Origin of the sequence: Luteimonas mephitis DSM 12574 (assembly GCF_000422305.1) — a bacterium.
Lineage (GTDB): Bacteria > Pseudomonadota > Gammaproteobacteria > Xanthomonadales > Xanthomonadaceae > Luteimonas > Luteimonas mephitis.
This window is the reverse complement of record NZ_AULN01000013.1, coordinates 151,245-173,589: the sequence shown is the minus strand read 5'-3', so window position 1 is coordinate 173,589 and position 22,345 is coordinate 151,245. Positions and strand designations below refer to the sequence as shown.

20 protein-coding genes and 1 pseudogene are annotated in these 22,345 nt (G+C 69.6%); 17 read left to right on the top strand and 4 right to left on the bottom strand.

Features of this window, described 5'->3' with window-relative positions; all coding sequences use genetic code 11:
* Positions 1–32: 32 nt before the first annotated feature.
* The 4 genes from H570_RS0103295 (at position 33) to H570_RS0103280 (ending at position 5,411) form a co-directional block, all read left to right on the top strand.
* Positions 33–2,369, top strand: a complete 2,337-nt coding sequence (locus H570_RS0103295) for a ribonucleoside-diphosphate reductase subunit alpha (protein ID WP_425411545.1) — start codon at positions 33–35, stop codon at positions 2,367–2,369.
* Between the two features lie 162 nt (positions 2,370–2,531).
* Entirely contained in the window at positions 2,532–3,551 is a 1,020-nt protein-coding gene (locus H570_RS0103290) for a ribonucleotide-diphosphate reductase subunit beta (RefSeq protein WP_027079500.1), read from the top strand.
* A 100-nt stretch (positions 3,552–3,651) separates the two neighbouring features.
* Entirely contained in the window at positions 3,652–4,047 is a 396-nt protein-coding gene (locus H570_RS0103285) for an acyl-CoA thioesterase (RefSeq protein ID WP_027079499.1), read from the top strand.
* Between the two features lie 32 nt (positions 4,048–4,079).
* Positions 4,080–5,411, top strand: coding sequence for a M20 family metallopeptidase (locus H570_RS0103280; RefSeq protein WP_027079498.1), 1,332 nt, complete (start codon positions 4,080–4,082; stop codon positions 5,409–5,411).
* A gap of 213 nt (positions 5,412–5,624) precedes the next feature.
* Here H570_RS0103280 and H570_RS19305 read toward each other — a convergent pair.
* Positions 5,625–5,732 (bottom strand): annotated as a pseudogene (locus H570_RS19305) (glutathione S-transferase family protein); the annotation flags it as partial.
* Between the two features lie 282 nt (positions 5,733–6,014).
* Between H570_RS19305 and H570_RS19300 the strand changes: the two are divergent.
* From H570_RS19300 to H570_RS0103240, 7 genes are all read left to right on the top strand, one after another.
* Positions 6,015–6,245: a hypothetical protein gene (locus H570_RS19300; protein ID WP_245559527.1), complete on the top strand. Its 231-nt coding sequence runs from the start codon at positions 6,015–6,017 to the stop codon at positions 6,243–6,245.
* Complete coding sequence (gene queF, locus H570_RS0103265) at positions 6,242–7,057, top strand: NADPH-dependent 7-cyano-7-deazaguanine reductase QueF (protein WP_027079495.1); 816 nt, start codon at positions 6,242–6,244, stop codon at positions 7,055–7,057. The genes H570_RS19300 and queF overlap by 4 nt, the downstream gene beginning before the upstream one ends.
* Positions 7,058–7,148: 91 nt before the next feature.
* Positions 7,149–7,505, top strand: coding sequence for a LysM peptidoglycan-binding domain-containing protein (locus H570_RS19490; RefSeq protein ID WP_084499689.1), 357 nt, complete (start codon positions 7,149–7,151; stop codon positions 7,503–7,505).
* Between the two features lie 54 nt (positions 7,506–7,559).
* On the top strand, positions 7,560–8,063 hold the full coding sequence (locus tag H570_RS0103255; RefSeq protein ID WP_027079493.1) for a hypothetical protein: 504 nt from the start codon (positions 7,560–7,562) through the stop codon (positions 8,061–8,063).
* A 175-nt stretch (positions 8,064–8,238) separates the two neighbouring features.
* A complete protein-coding gene (locus H570_RS0103250; RefSeq protein WP_027079492.1) occupies positions 8,239–9,054 on the top strand; it encodes a zinc metalloprotease in 816 nt (271 codons plus the stop codon).
* 12 nt (positions 9,055–9,066) lie between these two features.
* Positions 9,067–9,426 carry a hypothetical protein gene (locus H570_RS0103245; RefSeq protein ID WP_027079491.1) on the top strand — a complete coding sequence of 120 codons (360 nt, stop codon included), beginning with the start codon at positions 9,067–9,069 and terminating at the stop codon, positions 9,424–9,426.
* A gap of 234 nt (positions 9,427–9,660) precedes the next feature.
* Entirely contained in the window at positions 9,661–11,895 is a 2,235-nt protein-coding gene (locus tag H570_RS0103240) for an NADP-dependent isocitrate dehydrogenase (RefSeq protein WP_027079490.1), read from the top strand.
* A gap of 241 nt (positions 11,896–12,136) precedes the next feature.
* On the opposite strand, the gene H570_RS0103235 is transcribed toward H570_RS0103240, so the two are convergent.
* Complete coding sequence (locus H570_RS0103235) at positions 12,137–12,598, bottom strand: hypothetical protein (protein WP_156899814.1); 462 nt, start codon at positions 12,596–12,598, stop codon at positions 12,137–12,139.
* A 45-nt stretch (positions 12,599–12,643) separates the two neighbouring features.
* On the opposite strand from H570_RS0103235, the gene H570_RS0103230 reads away from it, so the two are divergent.
* The 5 genes from H570_RS0103230 to H570_RS0103210 all read left to right on the top strand — a co-directional run bounded on the left by H570_RS0103230 (position 12,644) and on the right by H570_RS0103210 (position 18,078).
* Positions 12,644–13,570: a LysR substrate-binding domain-containing protein gene (locus H570_RS0103230; RefSeq protein WP_027079488.1), complete on the top strand. Its 927-nt coding sequence runs from the start codon at positions 12,644–12,646 to the stop codon at positions 13,568–13,570.
* Between the two features lie 253 nt (positions 13,571–13,823).
* Positions 13,824–15,197 (top strand): magnesium transporter, encoded by a 1,374-nt coding sequence (gene mgtE / locus H570_RS0103225; protein ID WP_027079487.1) that lies wholly within the window; start codon positions 13,824–13,826, stop codon positions 15,195–15,197.
* Positions 15,198–15,279: 82 nt separating this feature from the next.
* On the top strand, positions 15,280–16,131 hold the full coding sequence (locus H570_RS0103220) for a class I SAM-dependent methyltransferase (RefSeq protein ID WP_036134999.1): 852 nt from the start codon (positions 15,280–15,282) through the stop codon (positions 16,129–16,131).
* A 139-nt stretch (positions 16,132–16,270) separates the two neighbouring features.
* Positions 16,271–16,822, top strand: coding sequence for a pseudouridine synthase (locus tag H570_RS0103215; protein ID WP_027079485.1), 552 nt, complete (start codon positions 16,271–16,273; stop codon positions 16,820–16,822).
* A gap of 131 nt (positions 16,823–16,953) precedes the next feature.
* Complete coding sequence (locus H570_RS0103210; RefSeq protein ID WP_027079484.1) at positions 16,954–18,078, top strand: hybrid sensor histidine kinase/response regulator; 1,125 nt, start codon at positions 16,954–16,956, stop codon at positions 18,076–18,078.
* 176 nt (positions 18,079–18,254) lie between these two features.
* Here H570_RS0103210 and H570_RS0103205 read toward each other — a convergent pair whose 3' ends face one another.
* Positions 18,255–18,599, bottom strand: coding sequence for a hypothetical protein (locus H570_RS0103205; RefSeq protein ID WP_027079483.1), 345 nt, complete (start codon positions 18,597–18,599; stop codon positions 18,255–18,257).
* Positions 18,600–18,837: 238 nt separating this feature from the next.
* Positions 18,838–21,369 (bottom strand): ATP-dependent helicase HrpB, encoded by a 2,532-nt coding sequence (hrpB, locus tag H570_RS0103200; protein ID WP_027079482.1) that lies wholly within the window; start codon positions 21,367–21,369, stop codon positions 18,838–18,840.
* 115 nt (positions 21,370–21,484) lie between these two features.
* Between hrpB and H570_RS0103195 the strand changes: the two genes are divergently transcribed.
* Positions 21,485–22,282: a TatD family hydrolase gene (locus H570_RS0103195; protein WP_027079481.1), complete on the top strand. Its 798-nt coding sequence runs from the start codon at positions 21,485–21,487 to the stop codon at positions 22,280–22,282.
* Positions 22,283–22,345 lie beyond the last annotated feature (63 nt).

The following is a 22,345-nucleotide window of genomic DNA, read 5'->3' as shown; positions in this document are numbered from 1 at the left end:
TCCTGCTGACCCCGCCCCCCACCGCCACCGCGATGCGCGTCAGCAAGCGCAATGGCGGCAGCGAGCCGGTCGACCTCAACAAGATCGTGCGCGCGGTGCAGCGCTGCGCGGAGGGGCTGCACGCGGTCGACCCGATGCGGGTGGCCACGCGCACCATCTCCGGCCTGTACGACGGCGCGAGCACGCGCGAACTCGATGAGCTGTCGATCCGCACCGCCGCGCTGCTGACCGCCGAGGAACCCGAGTACAGCCGTCTCGCCGCGCGCCTGCTCGCCGGCGTCATCGCCAAGGAAGTCTCCGGCCAGGAGATCCACGCGTTCTCGCAGTCGGTTGCGCGCGGGTTTGACGTCGGCCTGATCAACGAGCGCCTGCTCGGCTTCGTGCAGGCCAATGCGCGCAAGCTCAACGATGCCATCGACGTGTCGCTCGACCTGCGCTTCGACTACTTCGGCCTGCGCACGCTGTACGACCGCTATCTGCTGCGCCATCCGCACACGCGCAAGGTGATCGAGACACCGCAGCAGTTCTTCCTGCGCATCGCCTGCGCGCTGAGCGAGGACGTGCCCGAGGCGCTGGCGCTGTACCGGCGCATGGGCAGCCTCGACTACCTGCCAAGCTCGCCGACGCTGTTCAACGCCGGCACCACCCACGAGCAGCTGTCGTCGTGCTTCCTGCTCGATTCACCCCAGGACTCGCTGGAGTCGATCTACCAGAAGTACGGCGACATCGCCCAGCTGTCGAAGTTCAGCGGCGGCATCGGCGTCAGTTACACCCGGGTGCGCTCGCGCGGCGCGCTGATCCGGTCCACCAACGGCCATTCCAACGGCATCGTGCCGTGGCTGAAGACGCTGGATTCCTCGGTGGCCGCGGTCAACCAGGGCGGCAAGCGCAAGGGCGCGGCCTGCGTGTACCTGGAGCCGTGGCACGCGGATGTCGAGGAATTCCTCGAACTGCGCGACAACACCGGCGATGACGCACGCCGCACCCACAACCTCAACCTCGCCAACTGGATCCCCGACCTGTTCATGCGGCGCGTCGAGAGCGATGCCGACTGGTCGCTGTTCGACCCGAGCAAGGTGCCGGAGCTGACCGACCTGTTCGGCGACGCCTTCGAGCGCGCCTACGAACAGGCCGAGGCGCAGGGCAAGGCGGTCAGGACGATCAAGGCGCGCGAACTGTACCTGCGGATGATGCGCACGCTGGCGCAGACCGGCAACGGCTGGATGACGTTCAAGGACAAGTGCAACCGCGCCAGCAACCAGACCGCCAGGGCCGGCAACGTTATCCACCTGTCAAACCTGTGCACCGAGATCCTGGAGGTCACGTCCGCCGACGAGACCGCGGTGTGCAACCTCGGCTCGATCAACCTCTCGCACCATTTCGACGAAGACAACGAGTTCGATTTCGACAAGCTCGCCGAAACCGTTCGCCTCGCTGTGCGCCAGCTCGACCGCGTGATCGACCTGAACTTCTATCCGATCGAATCCGCGCGCCGCGGCAACCTGCGCTGGCGCCCGATCGGGCTCGGCGTGATGGGCCTGCAGGACGTGTTCTTCAAGCTGCGGCTGCCGTTCGACGGAGAAGCCGCGCGCGCGTTGTCGGCCAGGATCGCCGAGACCATCTACTACTTCGCGCTGGAGACTTCCTGCGAACTGGCGCAGGAACGCGGCCGGCACCCGGCATTCGCCGATACGCGCGCGGCCAGCGGCGAGCTGCAGTTCGACGCCTGGGACTTAGTGCCGCAGGATCGCGAGCGCTGGGATGGCCTGCGTGAACGCATCAAGACCAACGGCCTGCGCAACTCGCTGCTGATCGCGATCGCGCCGACCGCGACCATCGCCTCGATCGCCGGCTCCTACGAATGCGTCGAGCCGCAGGTGTCCAACCTGTTCAAGCGCGAGACGCTGTCCGGGGATTTCCTGCAGGTCAACCGCTACCTCGTCGATGAATTGAAGAAGCTCGGCCTGTGGACGCCGGAAACGCGCGACGCGATCAAGCACGCGGAAGGTTCGGTGCAGGGCCTGTCGCAGCTGCCCGCACCGCTGCGCGCGATCTATCGCACGGCGTGGGAGATCCCGATGCGCTCGCTGATCGACATGGCCGCCGGCCGCGGCGCGTTCATCGACCAGTCGGCGTCGCTCAACCTGTTCATGGAGAGCCCGAACATCGGCGCGATGTCGTCGATGTACATGCATGCGTGGAAGCAGGGCATCAAGACCACCTACTACCTGCGCTCGCGGCCGGCGACGAGGATCGCGAAGGCGACGGTGGGCAGTGCTGAGGGTGCTGCCGCAAAAGCGGAATACACGCCGACCGAGGCGATTGCCTGCTCGCTCGAAAATCCGGAAAGCTGCGAGGCGTGCCAGTGACGCGCTTTTCCTTCTCCCTCCGGGAGAAGGTGGCGCGCAGCGACGGATGAGGGCGGGAGCCCCGAGAACCGGCGCGACGCTGCAACCTGAAACATCTTTCCCTCATCCGCCCTTCGGGCACCTTCTCCCGGAGGGAGAAGGAAGCAAAAGCGAGAACCACCCATGTCCACCCACAACCGCCAGCTCCTGCTCGACCCCGGCTTCGAACTCACCCTGCGCCCGATGCGCTACCCGCAGTTCTACGAGATGTACCGCAACGCCATCCGCAACACCTGGACGGTGGAGGAAGTCGACTTCTCGCTCGACACCACCGACCTGAAGACCAGGCTCGGCCCGGCCGAGCGCCATCTGATCGAACGCCTGATCGCGTTCTTCGCCACCGGCGACTCGATCGTTTCCAACAACCTGGTGCTCAACCTCTACCAGCACATCAACGCGCCCGAGGCGCGGATGTACCTGTCGCGGCAGCTGTACGAGGAAGCGCTGCACGTGCAGTTCTACCTGACCCTGCTCGACACCTACCTGCCGGACCCCAACGAGCGCGCCAGGGCGTTCGCCGCCACCGAGAACATCCCGTCGATCCGGCGCAAGGCCGAGTTCTGCTTCAAGTGGATCGACAGCGTGCAGGACCTCAAACGCATCGAGACGCGCGAACAGCGGCGCCAGTTCCTGCTCAACCTGGTGTGCTTTGCCGGCTGCATCGAGGGACTGTTCTTCTTCGGTGCCTTCGCCTACGTCTACTACCTGCGCTCGCGTGGCCTGCTGCACGGGCTGGCGTCCGGCACCAACTGGGTGTTCCGCGACGAGAGTTGCCACATGGCGTTCGCGTTCGAGGTGATCCGCACCGCGCGCGAGGAGGAGCCCGACCTGGTCGACGACGCCTTCAAGGCGCAGGTGGTGGAGATGATGACCGAGGCGGTGGACTGCGAAGTCGGATTCGCCGAGGACACCCTGAGCGGCGGCGTCGCCGGGCTGTCGATCCGCGACATGCGCCAGTACCTGGAGTATTGCGCCGACCAGCGCATGGCCCAGCTGGGCATGCCCAAGCACTTCAACGCGCGCAACCCGTTCCCGTTCATGGAACTGCAGGACGTGCAGGAACTGGCCAATTTCTTCGAACGCCGGGTGTCCGCGTACCAGGTGGGCGTGCAGGGCGAGGTCGGTTTCGACCACGCGTTCTGATGATCCGCGAGCCCGCAGGAGCGCCCCATTGGCGCGATGCATTCCCGTGCACGCCATCGCGCCCATGGGGCGCTCCTGCGGGCCTTTCTGGAGGCGCTGCATGACCGACAACGCGACCACCGCACCCACCGAAGCCCGCCTGCTCGAGATGGTCTTCCCCGACCACACCAACCATCTCGGCACGCTGTTCGGCGGGCAGGCGCTGGCGTGGATGGACAAGGCCGCGTTCATCGCCGCGTCGCGCTACGCGCGGCGCTCGGTGGTGACGGCGCGTTCGGAGCAGGTCGATTTCCGGCTGCCGATCCGGCAGGGACAGCTGGTCGAGACCATCGCGCGCGTCGTCGGGGTCGGGCGCAGTTCGATGCAGGTGGAAGTGGAACTGGTCGCCGAGGACCTGCTCAGCGGCGAGCGCGAACCGTGCACGCGCGGACGTTTCGTGATGATCGCGCTCGATGCGCGCGGCCGACCGACCGTGCTGCCGCCGCTCCCGGGGTAGCATCGACGCCATTCCCGTCGAAGGATCCCGTCATGCGCCTTGCCCACCACATCAGCCCCCTGCTGCTGGCCCTGCTCGCCGGCCCCCTGTCGGCCGTCGCCCAGGACGCCGCGCCGGCACAGCGCCCCGAGGTCGCCGCCGCCGCGCAGAAGCTGCAGCAGCCGGTGGTCGAATGGCGCCGCGACTTCCACGCCCACCCGGAGCTGTCCAATCGCGAGGAACGCACTTCGGCCAAGGTCGCCGAACACCTGCGCGCGCTGGGACTGGCACCCAGGACGGGCATCGCCCACCACGGCGTGGTCGCGATCATCAAGGGCGGCAAACCGGGGCCGAAGGTCGCGCTGCGCGCCGACATGGATGCGCTGCCGGTCACCGAACAGACCAGCCTGCCGTTCGCATCGAAGGCCACCACCACCTTCAACGGCCAGCAGACCGGGGTGATGCACGCCTGCGGCCACGACGCCCACACCGCGATCCTGCTCGGCGTCGCCGATGCGCTGGTGGCGATGCAGGGCGAACTGCCGGGCGAGGTGATGCTGGTGTTCCAGCCATCGGAAGAAGGCGCGCCGGGCAAGGAGGAGGGCGGTGCCTCGCTGATGCTCAAGGAAGGGCTGTTCAAGGACTTCAAGCCCGATGCGATGTTCGGGCTGCACGTGTTTTCGTCGGTGCAGGCCGGCCGGATCGCGGTGCGCGGCGGCCCGCTGATGGCGGCATCGGACCGTTTCAACATCACCGTGACCGGCCGCCAGACGCATGGCTCGGCACCGTGGAACGGTATCGATCCGATCGTCGCCAGCGCCGACCTGGTCTCCACCGCGCAGAGCATCGTCAGCCGCCGCACCAACATCTCGAAGCTGCCGGCGGTGGTGACCTTCGGCGCGATCCACGGCGGCATCCGCTACAACATCATCCCCGACAGCGTGGAGATGGTCGGCACGATCCGCACCTTCGACGAGGACATGCGCCAGGACATCTTCGCCGACCTGAAGAACGTCGCGCAGCATGTCGCCGCGGCGCACGGCGCGACCGCCGAGGCCAACGTGCCCGACCAGGTCGGCAACCCGGTGACCTCCAACGATCCCGCGCTGACCGCCCGCATGCTGCCGAGCCTGCAGGCGGTGGTCGGCGCCGACAACGTCTACGAACCGCCGCTGCAGATGGGCGCCGAGGACTTCGCGTACTACGCGAAGGAGGTGCCGTCGATGTTCTTCTTCGTCGGCTCGACGTCGAAGGGCATCGACCCGGCGACCGCGCCGAGCAACCATTCGCCGAAGTTCGTGCTCGACGAGTCGTCGCTGGACATCGGCCTGCGCGCGATGCTGCAGGTGACGCTGGACTATCTCGACAGTGCCGCGCAGACCTGACCCCTCCCGCAGAAGCGGCGGAAGCCGCGACCTGTTGCCGATCGCAAACCGCGGCCGAGGCTTCCGCCGCTCTCGCACGGGGCCGGCAACCCAGGGCAGCTCGTTCGCCGAATGCGGATCGATCGAGTCCCAGAAAGTCGCGTCGAGGAACCGGGGCTGGGCGCGCGCGCGCTCGATCCAGCCGCGCAGGTCCGCATGCGGCCGCAGCGACAGGCTATCGGCCTCGTCGGCGCGGCTGGCACAGGCGAACAGCGCGATATCGGCAATGGTGTCCGCGTCGCCGGCAATGAAGTCGCGCCGCGCGAACTGTGCATCTAGCATCTCCAGCGCGCGCAGCGCAGCATTGCGTTTCGCCTCCACCAGGGCGGGCGCGCGCCGCGCCCGCTTGCCGGTCAGCGTGCAGTGGCGCAGCGCGCCCACCTGGCTTTCGATCCGCTCCTGCTCGAACGACAGCGACTGCCACACCTTCTCCCGTCCGCACGCGTCCTCCAGCTGGCAGCGCGTCGTCGGCGAGGAAGCACAGGATCGCGTTCAACTCCGCCAGCGCGCGGCCGTCGTCGAGTTCGAGCGCCGGCACGGTGCCGGTCGGGCTCGGATGCCGGAATGCCCGCGCAGGCCTTCGCCGGTGAAGAAGCCCACGTATCGGGCGCGATGCAGGCGCGGCAGCTGGTCCAGCAGCGGGCGCACCTTCCGGGCGTCCTGCGACGGCAGGCAATCGCGGGAGCTCGGCACGATGGTTTGATCCGTTGCAAAACCGGGCGCACGATGACCCTTCGCCGCCGGCCCGCGCACTTCGTTTCGCGCGCGCGTATCCGCGTAAAATCCGCGGCATGACTTCCCCGGACATTCCGCTCGGCCGCGCGGTCGACTATCCCCGCCGCTACGATCCCGCGCTGCTGTTCCCGATCCCGCGCGCGCACGGCCGCGCCGGCCTCGGCCTGGAAATCGGCGGCTCCCTGCCGTTCGAAGGCAAGGACCGCTGGCACGCCTACGAGCTGGGATGGCTGGACGCGCGGGGCAAGCCGGTCGTCGCCACCGCCACGATCACCGTGCCGGCGCACTCGCCGCAGCTGATCGAATCCAAGTCGCTCAAGCTCTACCTCAACTCGCTCAACGCCGCGCGTTTCGAAGCGACCGGCACCGTGCGCGAACGCATCGCGCATGACCTGTCGCAGGCCGCCGGCGCGCCGGTCGAGGTCGCGTTCGGGCTGCCGCCCATCGACGCGCACGATGACGCCGTGTCGATCGATGCGATCGAGGTCGACTGCGCGGTCTACGACATGCCGCAGCCCGCGTTCCTCGAAGCCGATGCGGCGGACGTCGTCGACGAAACCCTGCGTTCGGATCTGCTCAAGTCCAACTGCCCGGTCACCGGCCAGCCCGACTGGGCCAGCGTGCGCATTGCCTACCGCGGTCCGCGCATCGACCACGCCGGGCTGCTGCGCTACCTGGTGTCGTTCCGCGAACACGCCGAGTTCCACGAGCAGTGCGTCGAGCGCATCTTCGTCGACCTGCTGGCGCGCTGCCGCCCGCACATGCTGGCGGTGGAGGCGCGTTACACGCGTCGTGGCGGCCTCGACATCAATCCCTGGCGCATCCTGCCGGGAATGAACGCGCCTGTCGCGGCACGCGACCTGCGGCAATGAACGTGCACTTCAGGCTTTCCCGCGACGCGATGTTTTCTTAACAGTCGCCGTGGGACGCTGCCGTCCGCAAAACGCGGCACAGGAGGCCCCGATGAGCAACCCCAACAACCCGAACGATCCCGACTCGCTGTCGCTCGCTCCCAGCGGCGGCGGCAAGAAGGCCGATTTCTCCAACGTCCAGGGCGGATCGAGCAGCACAGAGGCCCCGGCATCCACGCCCAGGGCCGATTTCAGCAACGTCCAGGGCGGATCGAGCAGCACCGAGGAAACCATCGGCGAGCAGACCTACACCGTGCAGAAGGGCGACACGCTGTCGCACATCGCCAAGCAGTTCTACGGCAAGGCCGGCGGCTGGAACCGGATTTTCGAGGCCAACCGCGACCAGCTCGACAATCCGGACCTGATCAAGCCCGGCCAGGTGCTGAAGATCCCCGCGCAGGCCGACTGACCCGCGGCGCGCCCGCTTCCGGCTTCCGCTTCCTTTCCATCACGGAGACACTCCATGACCCGCAAGACCCTCAATATCGCGATCGCTGCCGCCCTTTTCGGCTCGCTGGCGCTGGTCGGTTGCAAGAAGAAGCAGGACGACGCCGCGATGGCGCCGCCGGCCACCACCGAACCGGCGCCTGCGCCGACCACGCCCGAACCCGCGCCCGCGCCGGCCGCCGCGGCTTCGGTCACCGCGGTCGACCTCGGCAACGCGATTGGCGCCGACATGAAGGTGGCCGCGCCTTCGACCACGTTCGCGCCGAAGGACACGATCTACGCCTCGGTGGCCACCAGCACCAGCGATGCGACCGCGAGCATCCCGTCCAGGCTCACCGCCAAGTGGTCTTTCGAGGACGGCCAGGTGGTCAACGAGGAATCCAGGGACGTCAGCCTCAGCGGCGCCGGCAACACCGAGTTCCACATCAACAAGCCCGACGGTTTCCCGGCCGGCAAGTACAAGGTCGAGATCTCACTGGATGGCAACGTCGTGCAGAGCAAGGACTTCGAGGTGAAGTAAGTCGCCTGCACGCTGGCACCAGGTTGCAGGGAAAGGGCGCGGCGCAAGCCGCGCCCTTTTCGTTGTCCGCGCCGAACCCGGCCTCGGGTTGTCCCCAGCTGCGGCCGGCCCCAGCTGCCGGCGCCGACGGCTCACCGCCATCCTGTACGTGCAACGCCCGTCCAGGAGCAATTCCATGCTGTCCATTTCCGGTTCCGGCAACGCCGCCGCCCTCCATCCGATCGACGCCCGGGGAGCTGTCGACGCGCCTGCCAGCAACGATCCCGCCACCCGCGCGCCGGTCGCCGACGGCATGGCGCGCATGCTGCGTGCGGTGCCGCCGGACGGCGGTGCGACACCCGCGGGAACCGGCGAGCGCGAGCTGCTGGCCTCCGAGGACAGCGTTACCGCCGGCGGCGTGCGCGACGCCTACGACATGCAGCTGTACCGCGAGCCCGACGGCAGCCACACGCTCGAACTGGACATGAAGATCGAGTTCGATTTCACCGAAGGCCCGGACGGCCAGACCTGGACCGCCGACGAAAAGGAACAGTTCATGGCCGACTACCGCGAGGCGGTCGAGGGCACCTGGGACGGCCACACCATCACCACCGACGATGGCCAGGAGGTCACCCTGGACGTCAACCTCGAGCTGGTCGAGAAGCCCGGCGGCTTCCTCGGCGGCGTCCGCGATGCCTTCGACGGCAGCGAGAACTGGAGCATCGAGGTGGTGAAGATCGACAAGGGCGGCTTCAATCAGAGCTACGTCGTCCCCAGCCAGAACACCGGCCGCTTCGACAGCGAGGACGTGAATCCGATCGCCAAGGGCGCGTCCGATCCGCAGGTCGGCGCGGCGCACGAGTTCGGCCACATGATCGGGCTGCCCGACGAGTACAACGGCAGCGCCGGCGCCGACGCGCAGAAGGACACCGACAGCGTCATGCACACCGGCATGGACGTGCGCGAGCGCCACCTGGATATCATGGAGTCCTGGATCGAGGACAACACCTGAGCACGGGCGCCGATGAACAAGCTGCCGCTGCTGGCCTGTACCCTGCTGTTCGTCGCCTGCAGCGGCAGGCTCAACGGTGAAGACATGAGCGCACACCAGGATTTCGACGCCGCGTGGCAGGTGGTGCAGGCCGCCGGCACCGCGCAGGACCAGCGCAACAGGATCGATGCCTTCCTGGCAATGAACCAGCAGGCCGGCGCGCCGCCGCTGCAGGTCAACGTGCGCAAGCGCGCCACCGGGCAGGCGGCGCCGATCGACCAGGCGCTGTGGGATCATCCCGGCGATTACGAAGTCACCCTGCGCTACGGCGACCGCCGCTACGTGTTCGTGCCGCAGTCGCGATCGAGCCTGGAACCGCTGTTCCACGAATAGCGCGGTGCCGCTTCCCGCGCTTCCCGCGCATCCGGCGTATCCGGCGTATCCGCGGCATTCGACCGCGCAAGCAGCGACACGCCGGCGCCTGCAACGCAGCCTTCCACCCCGGCAGCGGCCACGCGCTTGGCCCGCATGCGGCCGGCGGGCGACAATGGACGGCCATGGCGCGCCCCGGCGCGCGTGCCGCAGGCCGATTCCGCGCCCCCTGTTCGCGTCCAAGCGAGATTCCCGATGCCCGAGACCCCGAAGATCCTCTACACCCTGACCGACGAAGCGCCCTGGCTGGCGACCCGCTCGCTGCTGCCGATCGTCCAGGCCTACGCCGCCACCGCCGGGATCGCGGTGGAAACCCGCGACATCTCGCTGGCCGCGCGCATCCTGTCGCAGTTCCCCGAGGCGCTGCGCGACGACCAGCGGGTATCGGACGATCTCGCCGAACTGGGCAAGCTGGCGACCACGCCGGACGCCAACATCATCAAGCTGCCCAACATCAGCGCCTCGGTGCCGCAGCTCAAGGCGGCGATCGCCGAACTGCAGGCGCAGGGCTTCGCGCTGCCTGCGTATCCCGACGAACCGCGCGACGAATCCGAGCGCGAGACCAGGGCGCGCTACGACCGGGTCAAGGGCAGTGCGGTCAACCCGGTGCTGCGCGAAGGCAACTCCGACCGCCGCGCGCCGGCTTCGGTGAAGGCCTACGCGCGCAAGCACCCGCACCGCATGGGCGCGTGGAGCGCCGACAGCAAGTCGCACGTCGCGCACATGGACGCAGGTGACTTCTACGGCAGCGAGCAGTCGGTCGAGATCGCGCAGCCCGGCAGCGTGCGGATCGAACTCGAAGGCCGCGACGGCCGCCGCCACATGCTCAAGACCGGCATCAAGGTGCAGGCCGGCGACCTGATCGACGCGGCGGTGATGGACGCCGCGGCGCTGTCGCGCTTCGTCGCCGAACAGATCGATGACGCGCGCGCACGGGGCGTGCTGTTCTCGCTGCACCTGAAGGCGACCATGATGAAGGTCTCCGACCCGATCATGTTCGGCATCGCGGTCGAGGCGTTCTACAAGCCGGTGCTGGACAAGCATCGCGCGGCGCTGGAAGAAGCCGGCTTCGACCCCAACAACGGCATCGGCGACCTGTACGCGCGGCTGCCGTCGCTGCCGGCCGACGTGGCCGCGCAGGTCACCGCGGAGATCGACGCGCTCTACGCGCAGCGCCCGGGCGTGGCGATGGTCAACTCCGACAAGGGCATCACCAACCTGCACGTGCCCAGCGACGTGATCGTCGACGCCTCGATGCCGGCGATGATCCGCGACTCCGGCCGCATGTGGAACGCCGACGGCAAGCTGCAGGACACCAAGGCGCTGATCCCCGACCGCAGCTACGCCGGCATCTACCAGGCGGTGATCGAGGACTGCAAGGCGCACGGCGCGTTCGACCCGGCGACGATGGGCAGCGTGCCCAACGTCGGCCTGATGGCGCAGAAGGCCGAGGAATACGGCAGCCACGACAAGACCTTCCGCATCCCCGCCGACGGCACCGTGCGCGTGCTGGACGAGGCCGGCAACGCGCTGATGACCCACGCCGTGCATGCCGGCGACATCTGGCGCATGTGCCAGACGAAGGACGCGCCGATCCAGGACTGGGTGAAGCTGGCGGTCAACCGCGCGCGCCTGAGCAGTACGCCTGCCGTGTTCTGGCTCGACCCGCAGCGCGCGCATGACGCCAACGTCGCGCGCAAGGTCGAACGCTATCTCAAGGGCCACGACACCACGGGCCTGGACATCCGCATCCTGTCGCCGGTCGAGGCGATGCAGCTGTCGCTCGAACGCATCCGCCGCGGCGAGGACACCATCTCGGTCACCGGCAACGTGCTGCGCGACTACCTCACCGACCTGTTCCCGATCATGGAGCTGGGCACCAGCGCCAAGATGCTGTCGATCGTGCCGCTGATGGCCGGCGGCGGCCTGTTCGAGACCGGCGCCGGCGGCTCGGCGCCCAAGCACGTGCAGCAGTTCGTGGAAGAGGATTACCTGCGCTGGGATTCGCTGGGCGAGTTCCTGGCGCTGGCCGCGTCGTTCGAACACCTGTCCGAGACCACCGGCAACGCACGCGCGAAGGTGCTGGCCACGGCGCTGGACGCGGCCAACGCGCAGTTCCTCGACAACGACAAGTCGCCGTCGCGCAAGCTCGGCGGCATCGACAACCGCGGCAGCCATTTCTACCTGGCCCTGTACTGGGCGCAGGCGCTGGCGGCGCAGGACGACGATGCAGGGCTGAAGGCGACCTTCGCGCCGCTGGCCAGGGCGCTGGCGGACGGCGAGGAGAAGATCGTCGCCGAGCTGGCCGCGGTGCAGGGCAAGCCGGTCGACATCGGCGGCTACTACCGCCCGGACCTCGCACGGGCCAACGCGGCGATGCGGCCGAGCGCGACGCTCAACGCGGCGCTGGAAGCCCTCGCGGCGCGCTAGGCGCGCACCCGCCGCGACGGCGGATGCGCCGGCACTCCGGACCGGCGCATCCGGCGCCACGGGTCCGCGCGGCCGATTCCACGAGCACAAAAGCAGGCCCCCGGCGTTGCCGGGGGCCTGTGCGCGTCAATCGCAGCCGGCCTTCGGCCGGAGTGCAGCACACGCGTGCTGCGGTGCCGCGGTCACGCTGCGCCGGCGGCGCCGCGGCAACGGCACCGCCTGCAGACGCCGCGCCCCGGGCTCAGCCCTGGGTGCAGGGTCGCGACGGTGGCTGTCGCGGCGCGCGCCCGCGCCGATCCGTCCCCAGAGGCTTGAACATGCGCGCGGAAGCGACGCGATTGCCGTAGGTCTGGGGGAACGGCTCGCCGGCGTCGTAATTGTGGCCGGCGGTCATCGGGCGCCCGCCGAGGAACAACAGGGTCTGGAAAAGATTCATGGCATGCCTCCGCATGGATTGGGGGAGTGGGCGGCGCGCTGCGCCGCGGGTGGAACCGGTGGGCGCGTCGCCGCGCACGGCGTGGTCGCCGCCGGCAGCGTCGGCCCGCTGCGGGTCGATCGACAGCGACAGGGCAAGGCCGGGGTCGGCGATATGCCCGTCCAGGAACAGCAATCCGCTATGGATGTTCATTGCGCCCTCCGCTTTCACTTGAGTGAAATGAAAGATAGGCGCATGATTCGCGCTAGAAAAGCGACTGTTTTGCAAGATTGACTTGAATAGATCTCAAGTATAGCCGATCGGGGAGGCGACATGAACCGGGCTCCGCTGCACGCCCTGCAGGGATTCCTCGCCGCCGCGCGCCTGGGCAACCTGTCGCGCGCGGCCGAATCGCTGCACCTCACCGTCAGCGCGCTGAGCCACCAGATGCGCGGGCTGGAGGAGCGGCTGGGCCAGCAGCTGTTCGTCCGCAGCTCGCGCGGGGTTTGCCTGACCGCCGATGGCCAGCGCCTGCTCGACCGCGTCGCGCCGCACCTCGATGCGATCAACCAGGCCATGCAGCCGTTCGCCGCGCGCCACGACAACCGCCTGACGGTGAGCGTGACGCCGTCGATGGCGTCGGCATGGCTGGTGCCGCGGCTGGGCAGCTTCCTCGCCGCGCACCCGCAGATCGAGTTCAGCCTGCAATCGAGTCCGCAGGTGGTCGATTTCAGCCGCGACCTGCAGGTCGACGCCGCCCTGCGCATCGGCCTCGGGAAATGGCCGGACGTGATCGCCGAGCCGCTGTTCGACGAATGGATCGTGCCGATGGCCAGCCCGGCGCTGGTGGCACGCATGGGCGATCCGGCGCCGGCGGACCTGGCGGACTGGCCGCTGCTCGGCGACCCCGACGGACAGTGGAACCGCTGGTTCGAGCAGCGCGGCGGGCAGCCGCCGGCGCGCTACGCGGCCTCGTTCGACGACTCCGAAGCGCACCACCGCGCCGCGCTCGACGGCGTCGGCGTGGCGCTGGGGCGGATCACCCGCGCACGCCTGCTGCTTGATTCCGGGCAGCTGGTCGCCCTGACCCGCGAGCGCCTGAAGACCAATTACGCGCATTACCTGGTGTATCCGGAGCGTTCGGCCACGCACCGCGGCCTGCTGGCATTCCGCGACTGGCTGCGCCAGCAGGCCGCCGAGCACACAGCGCACATGGCCAAGGCGATGCCGGCTGCGGCACGCGCCGGCAATCCGGACTAGGCCACCACGCACGCGCATCGTCGGCCGCACCGCGCGGCTCGCGCCGTGCAATTGACCAGGTGGCGGCACCGGGCCAGACTGCCGCCGCGTCGCGGCTGCCGGCGCCACTTCGCGGCCGCGCCTTTTCCCAGGCCCCTCCCATGTCCGGCGACAGCCACGATCGATCGTTCCTGCCGTCATCGGCCGCCCTGGACTGACCTGCCGGTCTGGCCCACCGCGCTGCCGCCGACGGCAGCTGCCCCGAGGCGAGCCCATGAACCAGACCTCCCGCCACACCTTCGACGCCGCCGCGGCGGCGCGCCTCGCCGCGCCGTTTGCCGGACTCAACATCGCCGACGGCATCGAGCGGCTCAACGCGCTCGAACCCACGCAGGCGGCGGCCACCGTGCTCGCCCTGCCGTGGCCGCGCGTGATCGACATGTTCGACCGCTCCGAACTGCAGCACGCCAGCACGATCATCGCGCTGCTGCCCGGCGACGATGCCGCGCGTCTGCTCGACGGCATCGCCGACGACCGCGCCGCCGACATCTTCGTCGAGCTCGACGACGCTACCCGCGCCGGCCTCGCCGGGCGCCTGGGCGCCGGCACGCTGGCTTCGCTCCGCACCCTGATGCGCTACCCGCCGGGCACGGCGGGCAGCCTGATGACCACCGAGTTCGTCAGCGTGCCGGCGCACTGGACCGTCGCCGAAACCCTGGCGCACATCCGCCACGTCGAGCGTTCGCGCGAGACCGTGTACGCGATCTACGTGCTCGACGCGCAGACCCGCGCGCTGCTGCGCATGGTCAGCCTGCGTCGCCTGATCAGCGGCGACCCGGAGGCCTCGATCCTCGACGTCGCCCAGGAAACCGCGCCGGTGACGGTGGCACCGCTGCTCGACCAGGAGGAGATCGCGCGCCTGATCCGCCGCCACGACCTGCTCGCCATTCCCGTGGTCGACGACGCCGGCCACGTGCTGGGCATCGTCACCGTCGACGACATCATCGACACCATGATCGCCGAGACCACCGAAGACGTGCAGAAGTTCGGCGGCATGGCCGCGCTGGAAAAGCCCTACATGCAGATCGGCTTCGGCCACATGATCCGCAAGCGCGCCGGCTGGCTGAGCGCGCTGTTCCTCGGCGAGATGCTCACCGCCAGCGCGATGCAGCATTACGAAGGCGCGCTGTCGCAGGCGATCGTGCTGACCCTGTTCATCCCGCTGATCATGAGCTCGGGCGGCAACTCCGGCTCGCAGGCCACGTCGCTGCTGATCCGCGGGCTGGCGCTGCACGAAGTGCGGCTGCGCGACTGGTGGCGCGTGGCGCTGCGCGAACTGCCCACCGGGCTGCTGCTGGGCACGCTGCTGGGCGTCATCGCCATCGTGCGCATCGCGGTGTGGCAGATCGCCGGCTTCCACGACTACGGCGCGCACTGGGAGCTGATCGCGGCCACCGTGGGCGCGGCTCTGGTGGGCATCGTCACGTTCGGCTCGCTGTCGGGCTCGATGCTGCCGTTCGCGATGCAGCGGCTGGGCTTCGACCCGGCCAGCGCGTCGGCGCCGTTCGTGGCGACCCTGGTCGACGTCACCGGGCTGGTGATCTATTTCAGCATCGCCTCGATGATCCTCGGCGGGACGTTGCTGTAGACGGCAGGCTGGTTTCCACGCCTCTGCGCCAGCCCGCTTCGCCGATATGGCACGCTGTCACCCCCGTTCCCGGAGATCCCCCATGCGACACGTCCTGATTGCCTGCGCGCTGGCCGCGGGCCTGAGCATTTCCATCGCCGCGATCGCACGCGCGCAGGAAACCGCCGCCGCACCGGCGCACGCCGAGGTCGATGCCGCCCTGCAGCAGGCCGTTGCCGGCGACTGGCGCGGCGCGGAGAACACCGCGCGCGACCGCTATCGCCATCCCGCCGAAACGCTGGCGTTCTTCGGCGTGAAGCCGGACCAGACGGTCATCGAGATCACCCCCGGCGGCGGCTGGTATGCCGAGATCCTGGCACCGCTGCTGCGCGACAAGGGCCACTACATCGCCGCAGTGGTCGATCCAATGGCGGTCAAGGAAGGCGGCAGCCGCGATTACCAGCAAAAGTCGAAGTCGGGGCTGGAGGCGAAGTTCGCCGCCGCGCCGGCGCAGTTCGACCGCGCACGGGTCGTCGCCTACGATCCGGCCGCGCCGGTGTTCGGCGCACCGGGTTCGGCGGACGTGGTGCTGACCTTCCGCAACGTCCACAACTGGCGCTCGGCCGGCCAGGCGGAGGGCATGTTCCGCGGCTTCTTCGCGGTGCTCAAGCCGGGCGGCGTGCTGGGCGTCGCCGAACATCGCGCCAACGGCGACGTCGGCGACGACGACAAGTCCGGTTACGTCGGCGAACAGCAGGTGATCGCGATGGCCGAGGCGGCGGGCTTCAAGCTCGATGCAAAGAGCGAGGTCAACGCCAACCCGAAGGACACCAAGGACTATCCCGGCGGCGTGTGGACGCTGCCGCCGACCAACAAGCACGACGCCGAAGACAATGCGAAGTACCGGGCGATCGGCGAGAGCGACCGGATGACGCTTCGGTTCGTGAAGCCCTGAAGAGCCGGGAATCGGAAATCGGAAACGGGGATCCGGAAGGGCAAAGGCAGCTAACCGCTACTGGCGGGCGTGATGGCAAGGCAGCGGGAACCTGCACCTCTGCCATTCCCGATTCCCCATTCCCCATTCCCGGCTCCACATGCTGATCGCCTTCAACAAGCCCTTCCACGTGCTGTGCCAGTTCACCGACCGCGGCACCCCGGCGCGGCGGACGCTGGCGGAGTTCGGCCTGCCTGCCGGCGTGTACCCGGCCGGAAGGCTCGACCACGACAGCGAGGGCCTGCTGCTGCTCACCGATGATGGCGCCCTTGCACACCGGATCACCGACCCGCGCCACAGGCTGCGCAAGACCTACCTGGTGCAGGTGGAAGGCACGCCGACCGATGCGCAGCTGCAGGCGCTGCGCGAAGGCGTTGACCTCAACGACGGCCCCGCCCGCCCCGCGCTCGCGCGACTGCTGGACGCGCCCCCCACGATCTGGCCGCGCGATCCGCCGGTGCGCTTTCGCAAGAGCGTCCCCGATGCGTGGCTGGAACTGGGGATCAGCGAAGGCCGCAATCGCCAGGTGCGGCGCATGACGGCCGCCGTCGGGCTGCCGACGCTGCGGCTGGTGCGCACGGCGATCGGCAGCGCGCGGCTGCACGCATTGCAACCGGGCCAGTGGCGCCCGCTGGCTCATCCGTTTTTCTGAACGCGTTCAGCTTCGCGCGCACTGCGACCGCGTGCGCCGCGGCACAAGTGTGGGCACGCCGGGTGATTCTGGTAACGTGACGCGCGGGGCAATCGCATTCAGCTTCATTGGGGCCGCGGAACAACTCCGACATGACCACCCACACGGCCAACGCGTCCGGCAGCATCCTCGTCGTCGACGACCAGGCGGCCAACCTGCGGGTCGTCAGCACCCTGCTCTCGCGCCACGGTTACGAAGTGATCACCGCCGACAGCGGCGAGGAAGCGCTGGCGATCGCCTCCGAGCAGACGCCCGACCTGATGCTGCTCGACATGATCATGCCCGGCATGGACGGCTTCGCCCTGCTCGAACAGATCAAGCAACGGCCCGAACTGCTGCGCCTGCCGGTGGTGTTCCTGACCGCGGCGCACGACCGCGAACTGCTGCTGCGCGCGTTCGACGCCGGCGCGGTGGACTACGTCACCAAGCCGTTCATGCCCGAGGAGCTGCTGGCACGGGTCAATGCGCACGTCGGCCTGAAGCAGACCCGCGACCGCCTCGAACGCGTCGCCCGCGAGCGCCAGGAGCTGGTGAACCTGGTCGCGCACGACCTCAAGAACCCGCTGACCAGCGTGCTGTTCGCCAGCGACATCCTGATCCACCAGGGCACGAAGCCCGAGCGCATCCCGCGCTATCTGGAAATGATCCACGACAGCGCCAACGACGCGCTCGGCTATATCCGGCGCTACCTGGAGGCGCAAGCCGACGACCTGATGTCGCGGCAGCATGCCGAAGCCCACGCTGTCGCCGCGTCGCTGCCCGAGGTACTCGACTGGCTCGCGCGCCGCTACGGCCTGCAGCTCGAAGGCCGGGGCCTGCGGCTGCACGTCCAGGCGCCGGCGCAGTGCCGGCCGGTGGCGATCGACCACCTGGTGCTGCGCCAGGTCGCGGAAAACCTCATCAGCAACGCGATGAAGTACGCGCCCGACAGCGACATCGAGATCTCGGTGCGCGCCAGCGCGCCCGGGTTCTGGCAGCTGCTGGTGGAAGACCGCGGCGCCGGGATTCCCGCGTCGCGTCAGCGCGAACTGTTCAAGCCGTTCGCGCGCCTGACTGACGTGGACCCCGCCGATGGTCTGTCGAGCGGACTGGGACTGTCGCTGGCGCGGCAGATCGTCGGCAATGCCGGCGGCCAGCTCTGGTACGAGGACCGCGACGGCGGCGGCGCACGCTTCGTGGTCGAACTGCCCGAGGCGCTGTCGGCGAACGGCGGCTGAAAGCGCACGCCCGCGCTGCGGTAGGAGCGGCCCATGGCCGCGAGCCTTGCTCCCTCCCCTGCGAAGGCAGGGGAGGGTTGGGCAGGGGTGTCTTCAGCAGCACCGTTAACCGTGGACACCCCCTCCCAATCTCCCCCTGCGTTCGCAGGGGGCGGAGCAGGATCAGGGATCCAGGATCAGTCGGTCGTGGCCTTGCGCGCGCGCTTGCTGGCCGTGCGCGGCGCCGCCTTCTTCGCCTCGATACGGGTCGCCTTGCCCTCGATCGCCTGTTCGCGCGACTTGCGCTGCTGGCGGCGCACCGCATACAGCAGCAGGCCGGCACCGACCGCGCCGGCCACGGCAACCGCTGGGTTGCGGCGCACGAACTTCGTCGCCGCGCGGCCGCCGGTCTTCAGCGCACCGAGCGCGGCGCCGGTTCCGATCCATTGCACGGCGCGGTCCGGCACGCGCTCGCGCAGGGTGTCGCCAATGCTGCCGGCAAGTTCCAGCGCGCGGCCGGACAGGGATTCGAGTTTGCTCATGGGGGATGCCCGATGGGATTGACCGGCAGCCAGTTTCGGCGGCGCGGCGTTGAATCGGCGTGAGTATGGCCACGGCCGCTGACCGTCGGTTCATCCGCCTTGAACGGGATGCAGCGGCGCTCGTTGCGCCTGGCGAAACCGCTTCAATCCCCGGCCCTGTTCGCCGGTCCGGCGCCGATGAAAATTACGCGACCGACGCGGCGCACGCGACGGCGTCGCGCGCGGCCTCGACTGCCGGTCAGGATCCGCGCGGCTTGGCGCGATGGGTGGCGACGGCGTTCCATGGGTCCTCGGGCCACGGATGCTTCGGATAGCGCCCCTTCATCTCCTTGCGCACTTCGGGATAGACGTTTTCCCAGAAACTGCGCAGGTCGCCGGTCACCTGCAGCGGGCGGCCGGCGGGTGACAACAGGTGCACGGTCAGCGCGACGCGGCCGTCGGCAACGCGCGGGGTGTCGGCCAGGCCGAACAGCTCCTGCAGCTTCACCGCCAGCACCGGCGGCGCGGCGCGGCCGTCGTCGCCGATCGCGTAGTCGATGCGGCGCTGCATGCCCGAGGGCACCTCGACGTGGGTTGGCGCGAGCCGGTCGATGCGCCGGCGCAGCGACCAGTCGAACGGCGACTTCAGCGCTTCGGCCAGCGCCTCGGCCGACAGTGCGTCCAGGCGCGTCGCACCGGCGAACGCCGGGCGCAGCCAGTCGTCGAGCGAGGCGAGCAGGGCGTCATCGCTCAGGTCGGGCAGGTCGAGTTCCGGCATCCATTCGCGCAGCGCCTGCACGCGCGCGCGCCACTGGCGCAGGCCGTCGCTCCACGGCAATGCGTAGAGGCCGAGGTCGCGCACCGCGTCGGTAAGCGCCTGCGCGGCCTGCGCGGGATCGGCGCGGCCGGCCGGGCGCGCGTCGAGCACGATGCCGTCAAAGCGTTGCACGCACTCGGCGACCAGTGCGCGGCGGTCGCCGTCCCAGCGGGTTTCGTCGCGGTCGGAAAAATGGCCGGCGAACGCGCTTCGCAGGAAGCGCTCGTCGACCGGCGCCGCGCGCAGCAGCAGCGCATCGCGCGCGTCGAAACGCAGTTCGCTGGCGACCAGCCACGGCTCGCCGACCAGCGCGCTGTCGTCGAACAGCTTGGCCATGCGGCCGTTGGCGAGCTGGTAGCGGCGCGGGTCGGTGGCGTGGCGATGGGCGATGCGATCGGGGAAGGCGTGGGCCAGGAGATCGCCGAGCCGGTGCGCCTCGATCTCGCGCGGCGGCACGGCGTCGACGCGCAGGCGTCGGCGCCACTGCCTTGCCGCCGCGTCGATGGCGGCCAGCGCGCCGCGATTGGCGTCATGCGGAGCGCGCCCGTCGCGGAACGCGGCCAGCGCGCGCCAGCGTTCGGCCAGCGCGTCGGAGCGCGAGCGCAGCGGATCGCGCGCTTCGACCAGCGCGGCCAGGTCGCAGGCCAGCGCGCGGTCGTCGTCCGCATTCGCGGACAACAGCATCGCCGCCAGCCGCGGATGGGTGCCCAGCGCGAGCATGCGCCGGCCCGGCGGCGTGATCGCATGCGTGGCGTCGAGCGCGCCGAGCCGCTGCAGCAGGTCGCGCGCGGCGGCCAGCGCGCCGGGCGGCGGCGGGTCGACGAAGCGCAGCGCATCGCTGCCCCAGCCGGCCAGTTCCAGCGCCAGCGCGGCCAGTTCGACCTGCATGATCTCCGCGCGCCGCTGCGGCTCCAGCCGCTGCGACTGCGGCCACAGCCGGTACGCCCAGCCCGTGGACACGCGCCCGGCGCGGCCGGCGCGCTGGTCGGCGGAGGCCTGGGTAATGTTGACCACGTCCAGCCGCGAGAAGCCGCTGTTGGGATCGAAGCGCGGCTCGCGCGCGAGACCACTGTCGACCACCGCGCGCACGCCCGGCAGGGTGACGCTGGACTCGGCGACGTTGGTCGCCAGCACCACGCGGCGGCGGCCCTGCGGATCGGGTTGCAGCACCTGCGACTGCTGGTCGAGCGGGAGGTCGCCATGCAGCGGCAGGACCGCGACGCCTTGCTCATTCCCCTGCGCAGGCAGGGAGGCGAGCAGGGCCGCCTGCACCCGCATGATCTCGCGCTGCCCCGGCAGGAACACCAGCACGTCGCCCGGATGCGCGGCGAGCGCGTGCTCCACCGCGCGCCGCGCCTGCGCTTCCATCGACTCCTCGCGCCGCGCCGGGAAATGCGCGATGTCGACCGCGAAGCTGCGGCCCGCGCTCGACAGCCGCGGTGCATCGAGGAACTGCGCCAGGCGCTCGCCGTCGAGCGTCGCCGACATCACCACGATGCGCAGGTCTTCGCGCAGGCCCGCCTGCACGTCCAGCGCCAGCGCCAGGCCCAGGTCGCCGGACAGGTGGCGTTCGTGGAATTCGTCGAACAGCAGCGCGCCGACGGCGTCGGGCGTGCCGTCGCCCAGGGTGGGATCGTCCTGCAGCATCCGCGTCAGGATGCCCTCGGTGACCACTTCGACGCGGGTGCGCGCGGACACCTTGCGCTCGAAGCGGATGCGGTAGCCGACGGTCTCGCCGACCGCTTCGCCGAGTTGCGCGGCCATGAAACCCGCGGCGGCGCGCGCGGCGACGCGGCGCGGTTCGAGCATCACGATCCTGCGACCCGCCAGCCACGGCGCATCGAGCAGCGCCAGCGGCACCTGGGTGGTCTTGCCGGCGCCGGGCGGCGCTTCGAGCACCAGTCGCGGATGCGCGGCAAGCGACGCGCGGATGTCCGGCAGCAATGGCGAGATGGGGAATCCGGGCGCGTCCACGCGGCAAGGATACGGGCGCGATCGTCCCGGATGTGCACGCACGCGCACGCGCAGGTTCTGCGCAACGCGAGCCGCTATGCTTTCGCCCACCGCGAACCACCCAATGCGAATCCCCGTGCAACTGATCGACATCGGCGCCAACCTCACCCACGACAGCTTCGACCACGACCGCGACGCGGTGCTGCAGCGCGCGCGCGATGCCGGGGTGGTGCAGATGGTGGTCACCGGTGCCAGCCGCGAGCATTCGCCGCAGGCGCTGGCCCTGGCGCGCGCGCATCCGGGCGAGCTGTTTGCCACCGCCGGCGTGCATCCGCACCACGCGACCGAGTACACCGCCGAATGCGACTCGGAAATGCGCGAACTGCACGCGCATCCCGAGGTGGTGGCCGTGGGCGAATGCGGGCTGGACTATTTCCGCGACTTCTCACCGCGCCCGGCACAGCGCAAGGCGTTCGAACGCCAGCTGGAGATCGCGGCGGAGACCGGCAAGCCGCTGTTCCTCCACCAGCGCGACGCCCATGTCGATTTCATGGCGGTCATGAAGGCCTTCGACGGCCGGCTCGGCCCGGCGGTGGTGCATTGCTTCACCGGGACCCGCGCGGAGCTGTTCGACTACCTGGATCGCGATTGGCATGTCGGCATCACCGGTTGGCTGTGCGACGAGCGCCGTGGCCAGCACCTGCGCGAGCTGGTGAAGCACATCCCGGCCGACCGGCTGATGATCGAAACCGACGCGCCCTACCTGCTGCCGCGCACGGTGAAGCCCGCGCCCTCTCACCGCCGCAACGAGCCGATGTACCTGGCGCACATTGTCGAGGAGCTCGCGCGCGACCGCGGTGAGGACGTGGCGGTCACCGCGGCGAACGCCACCGCGACCACGCGCGCCTTCTTCGGCCTGCCGGCTTCATCCTGAGCAGGGCCTGGGCCGCTGCCGTCATCCCCGCGCTTGCGGGGATGACGGGCAGGGCAGCATTGC